Origin of the sequence: Aeromicrobium sp. WCS2018Hpa-31, assembly GCF_031843905.1 — a bacterium.
Taxonomy (GTDB): Bacteria; Actinomycetota; Actinomycetes; order Propionibacteriales; family Nocardioidaceae; genus Aeromicrobium.
Genome location: NZ_JAVTJF010000002.1, coordinates 1 through 15,519 on the forward strand (window position 1 = coordinate 1; position 15,519 = coordinate 15,519).

The following is a 15,519-nucleotide window of genomic DNA, read 5'->3' on the forward strand; positions in this document are numbered from 1 at the left end:
AGTAGTGGGAGCGGCGAGGAACGAGTGGTGCTCCTGCGTATCGAGACCATCGGTGGGGCGGGGGTGATGATCTCGATACGTCCGACCCTGCTCGTTCCTCGCGGGTCGGGCTACTCGATCGCTGGGTTCGGGGGCTCGTGGTTCGACGTGATGCTGGTCGAGTAGTGGGAGCGGCGAGGAACGAGTGGTGCTCCTGCGTATCGAGACCATCGGTGAGGGCTGGGGTCATGATCTCGATACGTCCGACCCTGCTCGTTCCTCGCGGGTCGGACTACTCGATCATCAGGGGCGCTACTCGATCAACGGATGGCGTGGGCCGCGCGCCACTCGTCGGCGAGCAGCGCGTAGCCGAGGGTGTCGACCCAGCCGAGGTCGCGGTGGAGGGAGTCACGGACCGCGTGGAGCTCGCGACGCATGCCGACGCGCTCCATGAGTCGCCACGACGGCTCGTTCGCGGCGAAGCATTCCGCCTTCACGCGGTGCACTCCGAGGTCCTCGAAGCAGATCCGCAGGACCTCCTCGACTGCCTCGGTCATCAGGCCCTGTCCGCCTCGACGGGGCGCCAAGGTCCAACCGAGCACCACGAGCTCTCCGCGACCACGGTGCGCGACGTCGCGCTGCGCCCAGGCGTCCTCGACGTGGACCATCAGGTCACCGACGACCTCGCCGTCGAGCTCCGCGACCAGGGTGCAGCCGCGCGCCCGAGCGGTGAAGTGCTCGAGCACGAGCTCGTCGCGCGAGGCGGGCGATCGACCGGTCCACTGGTGCAGCGACGGATCGCTCCGATAGGCCCACAGAGCATCGACGTCGTCGAGAGTCAGAGGGCGCAGCGACAGGCGCTCGGTCCGCCTCGGCCAGTCGAGACGGAGCAGGGGTGAGTCGGGTGCGTCGGGCACTCAGCGATCGTAGGGGTAGAAGCCGTGGCCGGACTTCTTGCCGAGCAGGCCCGCGTCGACCATGCGGTCGAGGACCGGGGGCGGGGAGTACAGGGGCTCCTTGAACTCGTCGTACATCGAGACGCCGATGGCGCGCACGGTGTCGAGACCGATCAGGTCGGCCAGCGCCAGCGGGCCCATCGGGTGCCCGCACCCGAGCACCATGCCGGAGTCGATGTCGGCCGCCGAGGCGTACCCCGCCTCGTACATGCGGATCGCCGACAGCAGGTACGGCACGAGCAGGCTGTTGACCACGAAGCCGGCCCGGTCGGTGGCCTCGATGGGCTCCTTGCCGAGCGTCTCGGAGACGAACGACTGCATGCGCTGCAGCGTCTCGGGGCTCGTGGTGAGCGACGGGATGAGCTCGACCAGCTTCATGACCGGTGCCGGGTTGAAGAAGTGCACCCCCATCACGCGGTCGGCCCGACCCGACACGGCGCCGAGCTTGACGATCGGGATGGACGACGTGTTGGACGCGAGGACGGCGTCGTCGGACTCCAGGAGCGAGCCGAGCGTGCGGAACAGCTGGAGCTTGGTCGCCTCGTCCTCGCTCGCGGCCTCGACCACCAGGTCGCGGTCGGCCAGCGCCTCCAGGTCGGCCGTGAACGTGACCCGCTCGAGCGTCTCCGCGACGTCCTCGGACGTCATCTTGCCGCGCTTCTCGGCCCGGCGCAGCGAGCCCTCGACCCGCTCCGCGGCACGCTTGGCGGCGTCGTCGTCGACCTCCACCGTGACCACGGACAGGCCCGCGCGGGCGCCGACCTCCGTGATGCCGGACCCCATGAGTCCGCCCCCGACGACACCCAGTCGCGCGATCGTCATCGTCTCTTCCTCACCCTCGATTGCTCGGACGTCCAACGATCTCCAGCGTACGGGACGCCGACGTGCGAACGTGAGGCGACCCTCAGGTGTGACGCAGGCGCGTGGTGCGGCCCGACGAGCGGGGTCGACGTGGTGGGATGGGGCCATGCGTGCACGTCGTCCGGCCCTGCTGGCCCCGATCCTGGCCGTCGCGGTGCTGACGGCGGCCTGCAGCGGCGACGACCCCGAACCCGCCACGAAGCCGACGGCGACCGCCTCGCCCACGGCCAGCGGCCTGCCCGCGGGAACGCCCGTGCCCGAGCTGCTCTCCGGGGTCCGGTGCAACCCCGACGACGACGGCGTCTGGGCTGCGGTCGGCGTCGTCTCGAACCCCACCAAGAACCCGGTCAGCTACCAGGTGAGCGCCCAGGTGGGTCCGGCCGACGGCGCGGGACCGGCCACCACCCGCCGGCTGGTCGACGTCGCCGCCGGGACGAAGGTGCGGTTCAGGCTCGACGAGATCCCGACGTCCTCGCCGGACGGCCCGTGCCACCTGCAGCTGCTCGCCCTCCAGCCCGACTGACCCCGGACACGGCACGAGGGGCCGACCGCGTGCGGCCGACCCCTCGTGCTCGGGGCTGCGTCAGGAGCGGGCGATGCTCACCATGTCCTCACGCGGCACGACCTTCACGCGTTCGCGCTCGTGCTCGTGGGCCTCGCCGAGGCCCATCTCGTGGGCGTCGAGCTTCTCCCAGCCCTCCCACGTCGTGTACTCCAGGCCGCGCGAGTCGAGGTAGGCGTCGACGGACTGGGGCTCCGGCTGCGCCGCCTGGGCGAGCGTGGGAGCGTCCTCGAGCAGCATCGAGATGGTCTGGGCCGCGTCGGACTTGGTGTGGCCGATGAGCCCGACCGGTCCGCGCTTGATCCAGCCGGTGACGTAGGCACCCGGCAGGGCGGAGCCGTCGATCTCCACGACCCGGCCGCCGTCGTTGGGCACGACGCCGGCGGTGATGTCGAAGGGCAGGCCGGGCAGGTTGTCGGAGTAGTAGCCGACCGCCCGGTAGACGGCCTGGACCGGCCAGTCCACGAGCTCGCCCGTGCCGCGGACGTTGCCCGTGCCGTCGAGCTCGGTGACCTCGGTGCGCAGACCCACGACCTTGCCGTCCTCACCGAGGATCTCCACGGGGTTCTGGCAGAAGTGGATGTGGATGCGGTGCGGGGCGCCCGTGGGCTCCTTGGCCAGGTAGTTCTGCAGCACGTCGACGACGAGCTTCTGGCTCTTCGCGGCCCGGATCGCCTCGAGCGAGCCCTCGTCGAGCTCGAAGCCCTCGGGGTGGACGATGACGTCGATGGTCGGGGAGTGGCTGAGCTCGCGCAGCTCCATGGGCGTGAACTTGACCTGCGCGGGACCGCGGCGCGCGAACACGTGCACGTCCTTCGTGACGTTCTTCTTGAGCCCCTCGTAGACGTTGTCGGGGATCTCGGTGACGAGCAGCTCCTCGGCCGTCTTGGCCAGGATGCGCGAGACGTCGAGGCCGACGTTGCCGACGCCGAGCACCGCGACGGACTCCTGGTGCGGCTGGAAGGGCCACTCGCGGTCGACGTCGGGGTGCCCGTCGTACCAGTACACGAAGTCGGCGGCACCGTGCGAGCCGTCGAGGTCGATGCCGGGGATGTCGAGGTCGCGGTCCCGGCGCGCACCGGTCGCGAACACGACCGCGTCGTAGAACTGACGCAGGTCGTCGAGCTTGAGGTCGTCGCCGAACGCGACGTTGCCGAAGAAGCGGATGTCGTCGTTGGCCATGACGCGCTTGAGCGCCTTGACGATCTCCTTGATGCGCGGGTGGTCCGGCGCGACGCCGTAGCGGATCAGCCCGAAGGGCGTGGGGTCGCGCTCGAGGAGGTCGACGCTCGCGCCCTCGAAGGGTGCGGGGACCTCGGACTTGGTGAGGATGTCGGCGGCGTAGACGCCGGCCGGGCCGGCGCCGACGATCGCGACCCTGAGCTTCCTGCTCATCAGTGTGACTCCTGGGGGCTTGCGGGCACACCGACCGGATCATGCGGTGTGCATGAGGCCATCCTAAGTTCTCCGCACCAACACTGCGCAGTCGTCCGCGGTGCGAGATCGCCCACGTCGAGCGCGCGGCCGAGCCCGGCGATCCGTTCGGTGATCGGGCTCGGCCGGCCCGGTCAGCGGAAGCGACGACCCTCGTCGCGGCGGAACGCCCAGACGGTGACCGCGCCGGCGACCAACGTCCAGCCGAGCAGGACCAGCAGCTGGGTGGCCTCGGCACCCGACCCCGTCATCGACGAGACGACGAGGTCGCGCGCCGCTCGGGTGGGCGTGGCCTGCGAGGCGGCGTCGAGCCACGACGGGAAGGTCTCGGGCGGGACGAACAGCCCGCCCAGGAAGGCGAGCGGGAACAGCACGATCTGGGCCACGGCCAGCGCGGCCTTCGGGCGCAGCGAGTATCCGATGGCGAAGCCGATCACGAGGAACGGGACGCCGCAGGTCAGCAGCGTCAGGCCCACCAGCGGCAGGCGAAGGAACGGGACGTCCGCGTCGGTGAGCAGCGTCGAGATCAGGGCGACCGGCACCAGGCCGAGGGCGCTCAGCACCACGCCGGTGACGATCCGGGCCACGAGCGGCGCCAAGGGGCCCGCGGGGAGCGACCGGATGAACGTGTCGAAGGGCCGTTGCCGGTCCTCGGCGATGCCGGCGCCGTAGGTGAACAGGCAGACCGACACGATCGAGAACAGTGCGATCTGGCCGGTGGCGGCCGTCGCGGCGGCCGGGTCGCCGGCGATCGTGCGCTGCGGCACGACGAAGCACAGCAGCACGAGGGCCGGGAAGGCCACGGTGCTCACGATGACGATCGGCTCGCGCAGCGCCTCGAGGACGGACAGCCGGGTGTGGGCGAGGGTGATGCGCAGCGCGGGTGCGGTGGGTCGTGGTGCGGTGGTGGTCGTGGTCATGAGGTCCCCCGTGGACAGTGGGTGGGCTGGGTGGGTCGGGCGAGGTCAGGCGGCGGTGAGGTGGGTGAAGGCGTCCTCGAGCGAGGCGCCGCGGACGCGCAGCCGGGCGAAGTCGGCGGCGCCGTCGACGAGGGCCCGGACGACGAGGTCGGCGTCGCGGGCGAGGACGACCACCTGGTCACCGTCGACCTGGACGTCCACCACGCCGTCGAGCTCGGCCACGCGGCCCGTGGTGCCGGACCAGGAGAGCCGGTCCACGTCGACCCGGCCGAGCACACGCTCGAGGGTGTCGTCGACGAGCACTCGGCCCTCGGCCATGACGGCCACGCGGTCGGACAGCTCCTCGACCTCCTCGAGGTGGTGGCTGGTCAGCAGGACGGCGACGCCGTCGTCGCGGTGGGCGCGGATGCCCCGCCAGAGAGCGTGCCGGGCGTCGACGTCGAGCCCGGTCGTCGGCTCGTCGAGCAGGACCAGGGCGGGGCGCCCCACGAGGGCGAGCGCGCAGGCGAGGCGTCGCTTCTGCCCACCGGACAGGCCCCCGCACCGCCGGTCGGCGAGCTCGGCGATGCCGAACCGGTCCAGCGCCTCCAGGGTCGGGAGCGGGTCCGCATGATGGTCGGCCACGAAGCGCACGACCTCCGCGGCGGTGAGGGACTCGGGCAGTCCGGTCTCCTGGGGCGTCACGCCGATCACGGCACGGTGCGCCGGCCGACGGGGGTCGAGCCCGAGCACGCGGACCGTGCCGGTGTCGGGCGTGCGCAGCCCGGAGACCATCGACAGCAGCGTGGTCTTGCCCGCGCCGTTGGGTCCGAGCAGGCCGACGACCTGCCCGGCACGGACCTCCAGGCTGACGTCGTCGACGGCGGGTCGGTCGCCGAACGAGCGGCTGACGTGGTCGATGGTCAGGACGGGTGTGCTGGTCATGAGTCCCCCTGGAGGAGCTGGCGGAGCGTGCGGGTGTAGGTCTCGAAGGCCGTGCGGCCCGCGTCGGTGAGGCCGACATAGGTGACGGGGCTGCGACCGTTGATGGTCTTGGTCTGCTCGACGTAGCCCGCGTCCTCGAGCTTGCGCAGGTGCGTGGAGAGGTTGCCGGCGGTCATGCCGAGCTCCTTCTGCAGGCGGGGGAAGGTGAGCGACTCGCCGGGCTCGAGCACGGCCAGGAAGGCCGTGACCCGGAGGCGGGCCTGCGCGTGGATGACGGGGTCGAGCTCGCTCACGGGCGCCCCGCCCGGTCGCGTGCCGCCGCCACGGTCGCAACGGCGAACCCGCCGCCGCCGAGCACCGCCATGGCCAGGTACAGGTGTGCGCCGCCGACGAAGGAGGCGATCCCCACGGTGACCGCGATCCAGCCGCCGAGGACGAGCTGGCGTCGGTCGCGCAGGGCCGCGCCGGTGCCCATGTAGAGGCACGCGACGACGAGGCACGGCAGGCCGTTGTAGACGATGGCCGCGGCGTCGCCCTCGATGCCGGCGCGTCCGATCGCGCCCGCCGTGAGGCTGCTGCCGATGAAGCCGAGTGGCCACGCCCAGCCGAGCATCGTGTTGGTCTCGGCGTCGGGCCCGCCGGTGCCGCGCGTCCGGCCCTCGATGTGCGCGACCGTGACCACGATGGCGGCCACGATGAGCACGCCGAAGACGATCGGTCCGGGCAGTCCCGGCTGCCCCTCCGGGCCGGCCCACGCGAACATCGCCAGGTAGCCGACGCCCCAGGCCAGCGCCCAGACGCCGTAGACCACCCGTTCGTCGACGCGGACCGAACGTCGGGCGCGCTCGCGCTCGGACTCGATCAGCGCCCAGCTCTCGGCCAGGTCGGGTGCTCGGTCGTCGTCGCTCATGGTTCCTCCGCAAAGCAGTTTGTATTGCAAAGTAGTTTGCACGCCGTTCGTCGAAAGGTCAAGGCCTCGCGGAAGTCCCGGGTGCTGTGGCTGCGCTGTGGAGTGCGCCAGGATGGAACCTCGCGGAGGTCGGGTCCGTTGGGCTGGTTGACGACGCAACCACATCCGCGTCCCAGCCCGGCTGACTGGAGAGACCCATGACCCTGCGCCGCCACCAGAAGGCCCTCCTGGCCCTGACGGCCACCTCCACGCTGCTCCTCACCGCCGCGTGCGGGAGCGACGCCGACTCCGACGCCGGCTCGTCCTCGTCGAGCTCCGCCACGAGCGAGGCCACCGACGACAGCGGGTCGTCCGAGGCGTCGGGCGACTACACGGCCGGCACCTACGAGGCGTCCGGCAGCTACTCCAACCCCGCGGGCACCTCCGAGGTCGACGTCGAGATCACCCTCGGCGACGGCGGTGTCATCGACGACGTGACCGTCACGCCCAAGGCGTCCGGCACCTCCAAGCAGTACCAGGACAAGTTCGCCGGCGGCATCGCCGACGAGGTCGTGGGCAAGAACATCGACGACATCGACGTCTCCAAGGTCGCCGGCTCGTCCCTCACGTCGGGCGGCTTCAACGAGGCCGTCGACCAGATCAAGTCCGAAGCCCAGGCCTGAGCCCCACCGGGGTCCGACGCATGGCGACCTGGACGTTCGAGGCCATCGGGACGCGGTGGGCGGTCGACACCGCGCAGCCGCTGGCTCCGGGCGTCCAGGTCGACGTGCTCGCCGCCATCGAGCGGTTCGACCGGGCGTGGTCGCGGTTCCGCGCCGACTCCGTGGTCACGGCCATGTCGCAGCGGGCGGGGACCTGGCGCGACGTCGAGTCCGCCACGCTCCTGCTCGACCTCTACGACGGCCTGCACGCCGCGACCGACGGTGCGGTGACGCCCCTGGTGGGTCGCTCGCTCGTGGCGCTCGGCTACGACGCCGACTACTCCCTCAAGCCCACCGGTGCCGACGCGGTGCCCGAGGACTGGGCGGCGCTTCGGCGTGACGGCGCCGTCGTGGCCGACGTCGACGGGACCGTCCGCACCGACCGTCCGCTGCTGCTCGACGTCGGGGCGGCAGGCAAGGGCCTGCTCGTCGACCTCGTGGCGGTCGTCCTGGAGAACCGTGGGCTGAACTCGTTCACCGTCGACGCCAGCGGCGACCTCTACCACCGCGGCTCGGCGCCGATCAGGGTCGCGCTGGAGCACCCGGCCGACCCGACGAAGGCCATCGGCGTCCTGGAGCTGGAGCCCGAGCAGGCCCTGTGCGCATCTGCGGTGAACCGTCGGACCTGGGGCGACGGCCTGCACCACGTGGTCGACGGTCGCACCGGTCTCCCGACGGACGACGTGGTGGCCACGTGGACCCTCGTCGAGCACTCCTGCATGCAGGCCGACGGCCTGGCCACCGCGCACTTCTTCGCCGATCCGGAGGTCCTGATGGACCTGCACCCGCACCACTTCGTCCGCATCCACGCCGACGGTCGCGTCCTGCGGTCGCCCGACCTCCCTGGGGAGCTCTTCACATGACTCGAAGCACGACGACGCGGTCCCGTCCGAGCATCGACGGGCTCCTCGGCCGCGTCACGACGTACCGGCTCGTCACGATCGTGCTGGCCGTGGTCGCGGCGGTGTACGTGGTGTTCACGGCGACCGGCGTGATCGAGGGGCTCTCCACCGTCGGCAACCTGGTGGCCCTCGCGGTGCTGCTGGTCGCCTCGGTCGGGTCGAACCGCCTGCTCGGCCTCGTGTGGCGGCTGAGGCCGCACGACGAGTCGGCGGTGATCACGGCACTCCTGCTGTTCTTCCTGTTCGCCCCGCTCCCCGAGGCGGCCGGGGGCGACGGTGCGGGTGTCGGCGCCGCGAACCTCGCCTGGCTCGCAGCCGCGGCGGTGCTGGCGAACGCGTCGAAGTACCTCCTGGCCTGGCGGGGTCGGCACGTGCTCAACCCGGCCGCCGCCGGCGCGCTGCTCGTCGTCGTCGCGCAGTGGGCGGTGGGTCGGGAGTCCAGCATCAACGCGTTGTGGCAGACCGCGGCGACCGAGTCGCTGGCCCCGTTCGTCGCCGTGGGCGCCCTGCTGGTGCTCTGGCGGACACGTCGGCTCGACGTCGGCCTGGTGTTCGCGGTGGTCGCGTTCGCCCTGGTGCTGACCGGCCTCACGGCGGGCTTCGGCACGCCGCTGTCCGAGGCCTGGCGGACGGCGCTGTACTCCTACCCGATCCTGTTCATGGCGGGCTTCATGGTGAGCGAGCCGCTCACCCTGCCGCCGCGGCGCGGGCAGCAGCTGGTCGTGGCCGCCGTCATGGCCGTGCTCCTGGGGTTCCCGACGTTCGCGTCGGTCCTCGACGTCACCCCGCCCACGTGGGGGCCGCTCTCGATGACGCCGGAGCTCGCGATCGTGCTGGGCAACCTGGTCGCGTTCGCCTTCGCCCGGCGGACCGGCGTGGTGCTGGAGTCCGCGGGCGCGCGTCGGCTGGCCGGCGACACGTGGGAGGTCGCCTTCCACCCCCGCCGCCGGGTGCGCTTCGAGCCCGGCCAGTACCTCGAGCTGCACCTCCCGCACGCCGGTGCGGACCGCCGTGGCGTGCGACGTGTGTTCAGCATCAGCTCGCCCCCGCAGTCCGACGACCTGCGCATCGCGATCCGGGTGCCCGAGCCCGCGTCCTCGTTCAAGCGGGCGCTGGTGGATCTCGACGCGGGGCAGCGCGTGCGCGCGACGGGGGTCCACGGGGACTTCGTGTGGCCGCGCGACGCGAGCCGGCGCGGCGGGAAGCCCCTCCTGCTCGTGGCCGGCGGCATCGGGGTGACCCCGTTCCTGAGCCAGCTGCGCTCCGGCGAGGCACGCGACGTGGTGCTCGTCTACGGCGTGCCCGACGGCGACGCGGTTCCGTACCGCGACGAGCTGGTGGCCACCGGCGTGCGGGTGGTGCTGGTCTCGCCGGAGCCGCCGGGCGACCTGCCCGACGGCTGGGTCCACGTGGCGGCCCCGTTCGTCACCGGCGAGGCGATCGACGAGGCGGTGCCCGACGCGGCCTCGCGCACGGCGTACGTGTCCGGCCCGCCCGCGATGGTCGCCGGCGTCCGGTCCGCCCTGCGTTCCCGCTGCGCGGGTGTGCGGACGGACTACTTCTCCGGGTACTGACCTGCGGCTCCGTGAGGGCCTGCGGCTGCGTCGGCGCGGTGGGTGTGGACCTGCGGCTGCGCCTACGTCGGCTCCGTGTGGGGCCTGCTGCTGCGTCGGTGCGGTGGGTGTGGGCCTGCGGCTGCGTCGGCGCGGCTCCGTGTGGAGGCGGCCTCCGAAAGGCCTCGACGGGACGGTGGCGCGGCGCTCGGCCGAGCTCACCGGCCCCGGCCGTGCGTTTTGACGCCTTAGTGCCGATCCTGGCGGAGGAAACCGACATCAACGGGTCAAATCGCGGATTCGGACAGTTCCGGGGCGGTCGAGGGGTCCGAAATGCCCCGAAGGTGTCCGAAACGGAAGCCGCGGTCCGAGAGCTCGCTCTGGTCGGTAGGGGCTGTCCGGTTGAGGCCCTTTCGGAGCCCACCGCGACGACGACCGCAGCCGACGCAGCCGCAGGTCCAGGCTCGCGCAAGCGGTCCGCGACGAAACGGCGTGTCGGACAGTTCCGGGCCGGTCGAGGGGCTGGGAACGCCCCGCACGTGTCCGAGACGGGTGGCCGCCAAAGTTGAGTGGAATGGACTCAACTCTCATGATGTTGTACCTGATGTACGGCGAACCGCGCCGACGGAAGGACGCACCAGGAGCAGCCCATGGACCTCTCGAACCTCACCACCCGCAGCCAGCAGGCGCTGGCCGCCGCGATGCAGCAGGCCGCAGCCGCCGGCAACCCGGCCATCGAGCCGGCACACGTGCTCACGGCCCTGCTCGCGCAGGATGGCGGCACCGCCGCACCCCTGCTGCAGGCCGCCGGCGTCGACGTGGCGGTCGTGAGGTCCGAGCTCAAGGCAGCGGTCGACGCGCTGCCGTCCGCGTCGGGCACCAGCGTCCAGAACCCCGGGCTGTCTCGCAGCACCCACGAGGTGCTGCAGCGCGCCGCCGACCTCGCCGGCGAGCTGGGTGACGAGTACATCTCGACCGAGCACCTCGCCGTGGGCGTCGCCACCGTCGCCTCGTCCGCCAAGGACGTGCTCGCCAAGCACGGCGCCACGCCCGACGCCCTCGGTGCCGCGTTCGAGACCGTCCGGGGCGGGGCCCGTGTCACCAGCGCCGACGCCGAGGACACGTACCAGGCGCTCGAGAAGTACGGCGTGGACCTGACGGCCGTGGCCCGCGAGGGCAAGCTCGACCCCGTCATCGGCCGCGACGCCGAGATCCGTCGGGTCGTGCAGGTGCTGAGCCGTCGCACCAAGAACAACCCGGTGCTCATCGGCGAGCCGGGCGTCGGCAAGACGGCCGTCGTCGAGGGTCTGGCCCAGCGCATCGTCGACGGCGACGTGCCGGAGTCGCTGCGCGGACGTCGGCTCATCAGCCTCGACCTCGGCGCGATGGTGGCCGGCGCCAAGTACCGCGGTGAGTTCGAGGAGCGGCTCAAGGCCGTGCTCGAGGAGATCAAGGCCTCCGACGGCCAGGTCATCACCTTCATCGACGAGCTGCACACCGTCGTGGGCGCCGGCGCCACCGGCGACTCCGCCATGGACGCCGGCAACATGCTCAAGCCGATGCTGGCGCGCGGCGAGCTGCGCATGATCGGCGCGACGACGCTCGACGAGTACCGCGAGAACGTCGAGAAGGACCCGGCGCTGGAGCGCCGCTTCCAGCAGGTGCTCGTCGGCGAGCCGTCCGTCGAGGACACCATCGCGATCCTGCGTGGTCTGAAGGAGCGGTACGAGGCCCACCACAAGGTCGCCATCGCCGACGCCGCGCTCGTCGCGGCCGCGGCCCTCTCGGACCGGTACATCCCCGGTCGCCAGCTGCCCGACAAGGCGATCGACCTGGTCGACGAGGCCGGGTCGCGCCTGCGCATGGAGATCGACTCCAGCCCGGTCGAGATCGACGAGCTGCGCCGCGCTGTCGACCGCCTCCGCATGGAGGAGCTGCACCTGCAGAACGAGACCGACGACGCGAGCCGTGACCGCCTCGACAAGCTGCGTGGCGAGCTGGCCGACAAGCAGGAGACCCTGCGGGCGCTCGAGCAGCGGTGGGAGAGCGAGAAGCAGAGCCTGAACGCCGTCGGCGAGATCAAGGAGCGCATCGACGAGGTGCGCATCGCCGCCGACCGCGCCCAGCGTGACGGCGACCTCGAGACGGCCGCGCGGCTGCTCTACAGCGAGATCCCCACCATGGAGGCGCAGCTGGCCGCGGCCCAGGAGGCCGAGTCGGCGCGCGAGTCCGGCGACGGCGAGGACCGGCTGGTGAACGAGGAGGTCACGGCCGACGAGATCGCCGAGGTGGTCGCGGCGTGGACCGGCATCCCCACGGGCCGTCTGCTCGAGGGCGAGACGGGCAAGCTCCTGCGCATGGAGGACGAGCTGGGCAAGCGGCTCATCGGCCAGCGCGAGGCGGTCACCGCCGTCTCCGACGCGGTGCGACGCAGCCGGGCCGGCATCGCCGACCCCGACCGCCCGACCGGGTCGTTCCTGTTCCTCGGTCCCACCGGCGTCGGCAAGACCGAGCTGGCCAAGACGCTGGCCGAGTTCCTGTTCGACGACGAGCGCGCGATGGTGCGCATCGACATGAGCGAGTACGCCGAGAAGCACGCGGTCTCGCGGCTCGTCGGTGCCCCTCCCGGCTACGTCGGCTACGACGAGGGCGGCCAGCTGACCGAGGCGGTCCGACGTCGGCCCTACTCGGTGGTGCTGCTCGACGAGGTCGAGAAGGCGCACCCGGAGGTCTTCGACATCCTCCTGCAGGTGCTCGACGACGGCCGGCTGACCGACGGGCAGGGTCGCACGGTCGACTTCCGCAACGTCATCCTCATCCTCACCTCGAACCTGGGCTCGGCGTTCCTGGCCGACCCGGCGCTGGACGACGCGGCGAAGAGGAGTGCGGTGATGGACGTGGTCAAGGCCTCGTTCAAGCCGGAGTTCCTGAACCGACTCGACGAGATCGTGACGTTCGAGCCGCTGGGCACCGCGGAGCTGACGCACATCGTGGACCTGCAGCTGGCCTCGCTCGGCCGACGCCTGGAGGCGCGGCGCATCACGCTCGACGTGACCGACGCGGCCAAGGAGTGGCTGGCGCTCACCGGCTGGGACCCGGCGTACGGGGCCCGTCCGCTGCGCCGGCTCGTGCAGCAGGCCATCGGCGACCGGCTCGCGAAGGCGCTGCTGGCCGGCGAGGTCCGCGACGGCGACACGGTGCGGGTCGACCGCGAGGTGGGCGCCGACGGGCTGCCCGTCGACGCGCTCTCGGTGCAGGCCGGCTGAGGCACTCGGCCCCCGCCGCGGCCTGTCCGCGGCGGGGGTCTGCCATGGGGGCCGCCTCGTTAGGGTGGTGCCCATGGCAGACCGCCCGCCGAGACCTCAGGCCCTGACCCTCACCTGCATCTTCGTGGGCGTGGGGTCGGCGCTCCTGCTCGTGAACCTGGTCTCGACGTTGTCGTCGTGGGGCTCCATCGAGCTGCAGGACGCGGTGCGCGAGGCGCTGGCCACCGAGCCGCTCAAGGAGGCCGGGATCGGCCTCGACCAGGCTCTCGACGCCCTTCGGTACGCCGCCTACGTCGGGGTCGTGCTCACGGCCTCCGGAGCCGTCTTCGCGCTCTACGCCGCCCGAGGTCATCGGACGTCGCGGGTCATGCTGACCATCCTGTGCGGCCTGGCGTTCCTGGTCTTCGCGGCGATCGGGCTCCCGGGACTGCTCCCGGCCGCCTTCGCCGGCGTGTGCGGATGGTCGCTGTGGACGGCCGAGTCGCGGCGCTGGTTCGACCAGGTGAACGGGCGGGCCGTGCCTGCTCTCGCGACCACCACCCGCACCGGTGCAGCGGATCCCTTCGCCGCCGTGCCGCCGTCGTCGACGCCCGAGGTCGAGGCCCCGGCGGCCTTCCCGTCCGCCGGCGAGCAGCCCGCGACCCCCACCCCGTCGCACCCCGTGCCGTCGCGCGCAGCCTCCACCGCTCGACCGCGGTCGGTCACCGTCGCCGTGGTCACCACCGTCGTCTCGTGCGCCGTGGTCGGCTTCTTCGGCCTGATCGCCCTGCTGGTGTCGACGATCGGGGCCGACGCCTACCGGTCCGCGCTCTCCGAGCCCGGGATGGCGCAGGACTGGCTCCGCTCCGCCGGGGTCGACGCCGACCAGGTCATCGGGCTGCTGCGTCTGTCGTCGACGGTCTGGCTCGTGCTCAGCGCCGTCGGCCTGGCCGCCGCGATCGCCACCGCCAGGCGGATGTCTGCCGGCGTCGTCGCCCTGAGGATCGTCGCGGCCCTGACGGTCGGCGTGTCCGTCTTCTTCCTCCCGCTCGGCATCGTCACGGCTGCGGCGGCCGTCGTCGTGGTCGTGCAGCTGCGCCGTCCGGACGCGCGCGCCTGGCTCGCGCGGGCGTGACCGGGCTCACTGACCCCCTCGTCGGGAGGCGGCCCCCGGAGCGGCGCGAGTAGAGTCTGAGGCATGAGCAGCAACGTCGTTCCCGCCCGCAAGCGCCCCCACGTCGTCGTGGTCGGAGGCGGATTCGGAGGCCTGTCGCTCGTCCGCAAGCTCAAGCGCGCCGACGTCGACATCACCCTCATCGACCGGCACACGTACAACACCTTCCAGCCGCTGCTGTACCAGGTCGCGACCGCGTCGCTGAACCCCGGCGACATCACCTGGTTCCTGCGTGCGGTGCGCGCCGACCAGAAGAACGTGCGCTTCGTGAAGGGCATCGTCACGAACATCGACCACCAGGCCAAGGTGCTGAGCCTGCACGGCGAGGTCTCGGTGACGTACGACTACCTGGTGCTCGCCAACGGCGTCACCACCAACTTCTTCGGCACCCCCGGGGCGGAGGAGTTCTCGCTCCCGCTCTACAAGCGCTCGCAGGCGCTGCAGGTGCGCGACCGGTTGTTCGAGAACCTCGAGGAGTTCGCGATCAACGGCCAGGACGAGGACCTGCGCATCATCGTCGTGGGCGGCGGTGCCACGGGCGTCGAGACCGCCGGTGCGTTCGCGGAGTTCCGCAACAACGACATGCCGACCACCTACCCCGAGCTGGACCGCGCGCGGATCCACGTCACACTGCTCGAGATGGCCCCGAACGTCCTGGGCCCGTTCGACGAGAAGCTCCGTGCCTACGCCGAGAAGTCGCTGCTCAAGCGCGACGTCGACCTGCGGCTGAACACGGCCGTCAAGGAGGTCCGCGAGGACGGTGTGGTCGTCGAGACGGACGGCCGCAGCGAGTTCCTCTCGGCGGGCATCGTCGTGTGGGCCACGGGCGTCACGGCGCACCCGACGGTGCTCGACTGGGACGTGCCGCAGGGCCGCGGCGGCCGCATCGAGGTCGACGAGCACCTGCGCGTCAAGGATCGCGCCGACACGTTCGCCATCGGTGACATCGCGATCGGTCCCGACCCGCTCCCGCAGCTCGCGCAGCCCGCGATCCAGGGCGGCAAGCACGTGGCCAAGCTGATCAAGGCCGAGCTCAAGGGCAAGGCCGACCGGGTGAAGCCGTTCAAGTACTCCGACAAGGGCACCATGGCCACGATCGGCAAGTCGTCGGCCGTCGCGGAGATCACCTACCTCCCGAAGCTCACCGGCTTCCCGGCGTGGATCATCTGGGTGGGCCTGCACATCGCGACCCTGCTGGGCAACCGCAACCGGTTCGCGACCCTCATCAACCTCTCCAGCAAGTACCTGTTCTCCGGCAGCCACAACGCGATCGTCGGCGAGACGCCGTACGTCGTGTCCAAGCACAAGCTCGAGATCACCCCCCTGGAGAAGCAGAAGGCCGAGCGCCGCGTGCTCGAGCGCAAGGCCGCGTCGCAGCGCCAGTCCTGACCCGGCCGG

At 71.8% G+C, this 15,519-nt stretch carries 14 protein-coding genes; 7 read left to right on the top strand and 7 right to left on the bottom strand.

All coding sequences use genetic code 11. From position 1 onward, the window contains the following. Positions 1 to 299 precede the first annotated feature (299 nt). On the bottom strand, positions 300 to 896 hold the full coding sequence (locus RQG84_RS01935; protein ID WP_311208615.1) for a GNAT family protein: 597 nt from the start codon (positions 894 to 896) through the stop codon (positions 300 to 302). Further along, positions 897 to 1,757: a 3-hydroxybutyryl-CoA dehydrogenase gene (locus RQG84_RS01940; protein WP_311208616.1), complete on the bottom strand. Its 861-nt coding sequence runs from the start codon at positions 1,755 to 1,757 to the stop codon at positions 897 to 899. A 145-nt stretch (positions 1,758 to 1,902) separates the two neighbouring features. Here RQG84_RS01940 and RQG84_RS01945 point away from each other — a divergent pair, with 145 nt between their 5' ends. Further along, on the top strand, positions 1,903 to 2,319 hold the full coding sequence (locus tag RQG84_RS01945) for a hypothetical protein (protein ID WP_311208617.1): 417 nt from the start codon (positions 1,903 to 1,905) through the stop codon (positions 2,317 to 2,319). A gap of 60 nt (positions 2,320 to 2,379) precedes the next feature. On the opposite strand, the gene RQG84_RS01950 is transcribed toward RQG84_RS01945, so the two are convergent. From RQG84_RS01950 to RQG84_RS01970, 5 genes are all read right to left on the bottom strand, one after another. Next, positions 2,380 to 3,753 (bottom strand): FAD-dependent oxidoreductase, encoded by a 1,374-nt coding sequence (locus RQG84_RS01950; protein WP_055962959.1) that lies wholly within the window; start codon positions 3,751 to 3,753, stop codon positions 2,380 to 2,382. Positions 3,754 to 3,926: 173 nt separating this feature from the next. After that, the gene (locus RQG84_RS01955; RefSeq protein WP_311208618.1) at positions 3,927 to 4,712 is read right to left on the bottom strand and encodes an ABC transporter permease; all 786 of its coding nucleotides are present in this window, start codon (positions 4,710 to 4,712) and stop codon (positions 3,927 to 3,929) included. A 45-nt stretch (positions 4,713 to 4,757) separates the two neighbouring features. Next, entirely contained in the window at positions 4,758 to 5,636 is an 879-nt protein-coding gene (locus RQG84_RS01960) for an ABC transporter ATP-binding protein (RefSeq protein WP_055962968.1), read from the bottom strand. Beyond that, positions 5,633 to 5,929 (bottom strand): transcriptional regulator, encoded by a 297-nt coding sequence (locus RQG84_RS01965; RefSeq protein ID WP_311208619.1) that lies wholly within the window; start codon positions 5,927 to 5,929, stop codon positions 5,633 to 5,635. Before RQG84_RS01965 ends, RQG84_RS01960 begins: the two co-directional genes overlap by 4 nt. Beyond that, entirely contained in the window at positions 5,926 to 6,546 is a 621-nt protein-coding gene (locus RQG84_RS01970; protein WP_311208620.1) for a hypothetical protein, read from the bottom strand. The genes RQG84_RS01965 and RQG84_RS01970 overlap by 4 nt, the downstream gene beginning before the upstream one ends. 197 nt (positions 6,547 to 6,743) lie before the next feature. Between RQG84_RS01970 and RQG84_RS01975 the strand changes: the two genes are divergently transcribed. From RQG84_RS01975 to RQG84_RS02000, 6 genes are all read left to right on the top strand, one after another. Then, positions 6,744 to 7,208 carry an FMN-binding protein gene (locus tag RQG84_RS01975; protein ID WP_311208621.1) on the top strand — a complete coding sequence of 155 codons (465 nt, stop codon included), beginning with the start codon at positions 6,744 to 6,746 and terminating at the stop codon, positions 7,206 to 7,208. Between the two features lie 20 nt (positions 7,209 to 7,228). Beyond that, complete coding sequence (locus tag RQG84_RS01980) at positions 7,229 to 8,110, top strand: FAD:protein FMN transferase (RefSeq protein ID WP_311208622.1); 882 nt, start codon at positions 7,229 to 7,231, stop codon at positions 8,108 to 8,110. Further along, positions 8,107 to 9,723: an FAD-dependent oxidoreductase gene (locus tag RQG84_RS01985; RefSeq protein ID WP_311208623.1), complete on the top strand. Its 1,617-nt coding sequence runs from the start codon at positions 8,107 to 8,109 to the stop codon at positions 9,721 to 9,723. Before RQG84_RS01980 ends, RQG84_RS01985 begins: the two co-directional genes overlap by 4 nt. Positions 9,724 to 10,352: 629 nt before the next feature. Further along, positions 10,353 to 12,968 carry an ATP-dependent chaperone ClpB gene (clpB, locus tag RQG84_RS01990; protein WP_311208624.1) on the top strand — a complete coding sequence of 872 codons (2,616 nt, stop codon included), beginning with the start codon at positions 10,353 to 10,355 and terminating at the stop codon, positions 12,966 to 12,968. A gap of 73 nt (positions 12,969 to 13,041) precedes the next feature. Continuing rightward, a complete protein-coding gene (locus RQG84_RS01995; RefSeq protein WP_311208625.1) occupies positions 13,042 to 14,082 on the top strand; it encodes a hypothetical protein in 1,041 nt (346 codons plus the stop codon). A gap of 63 nt (positions 14,083 to 14,145) precedes the next feature. After that, positions 14,146 to 15,510: an NAD(P)/FAD-dependent oxidoreductase gene (locus RQG84_RS02000; protein WP_311208626.1), complete on the top strand. Its 1,365-nt coding sequence runs from the start codon at positions 14,146 to 14,148 to the stop codon at positions 15,508 to 15,510. The last annotated feature ends 9 nt before the right edge of the window (positions 15,511 to 15,519 follow it).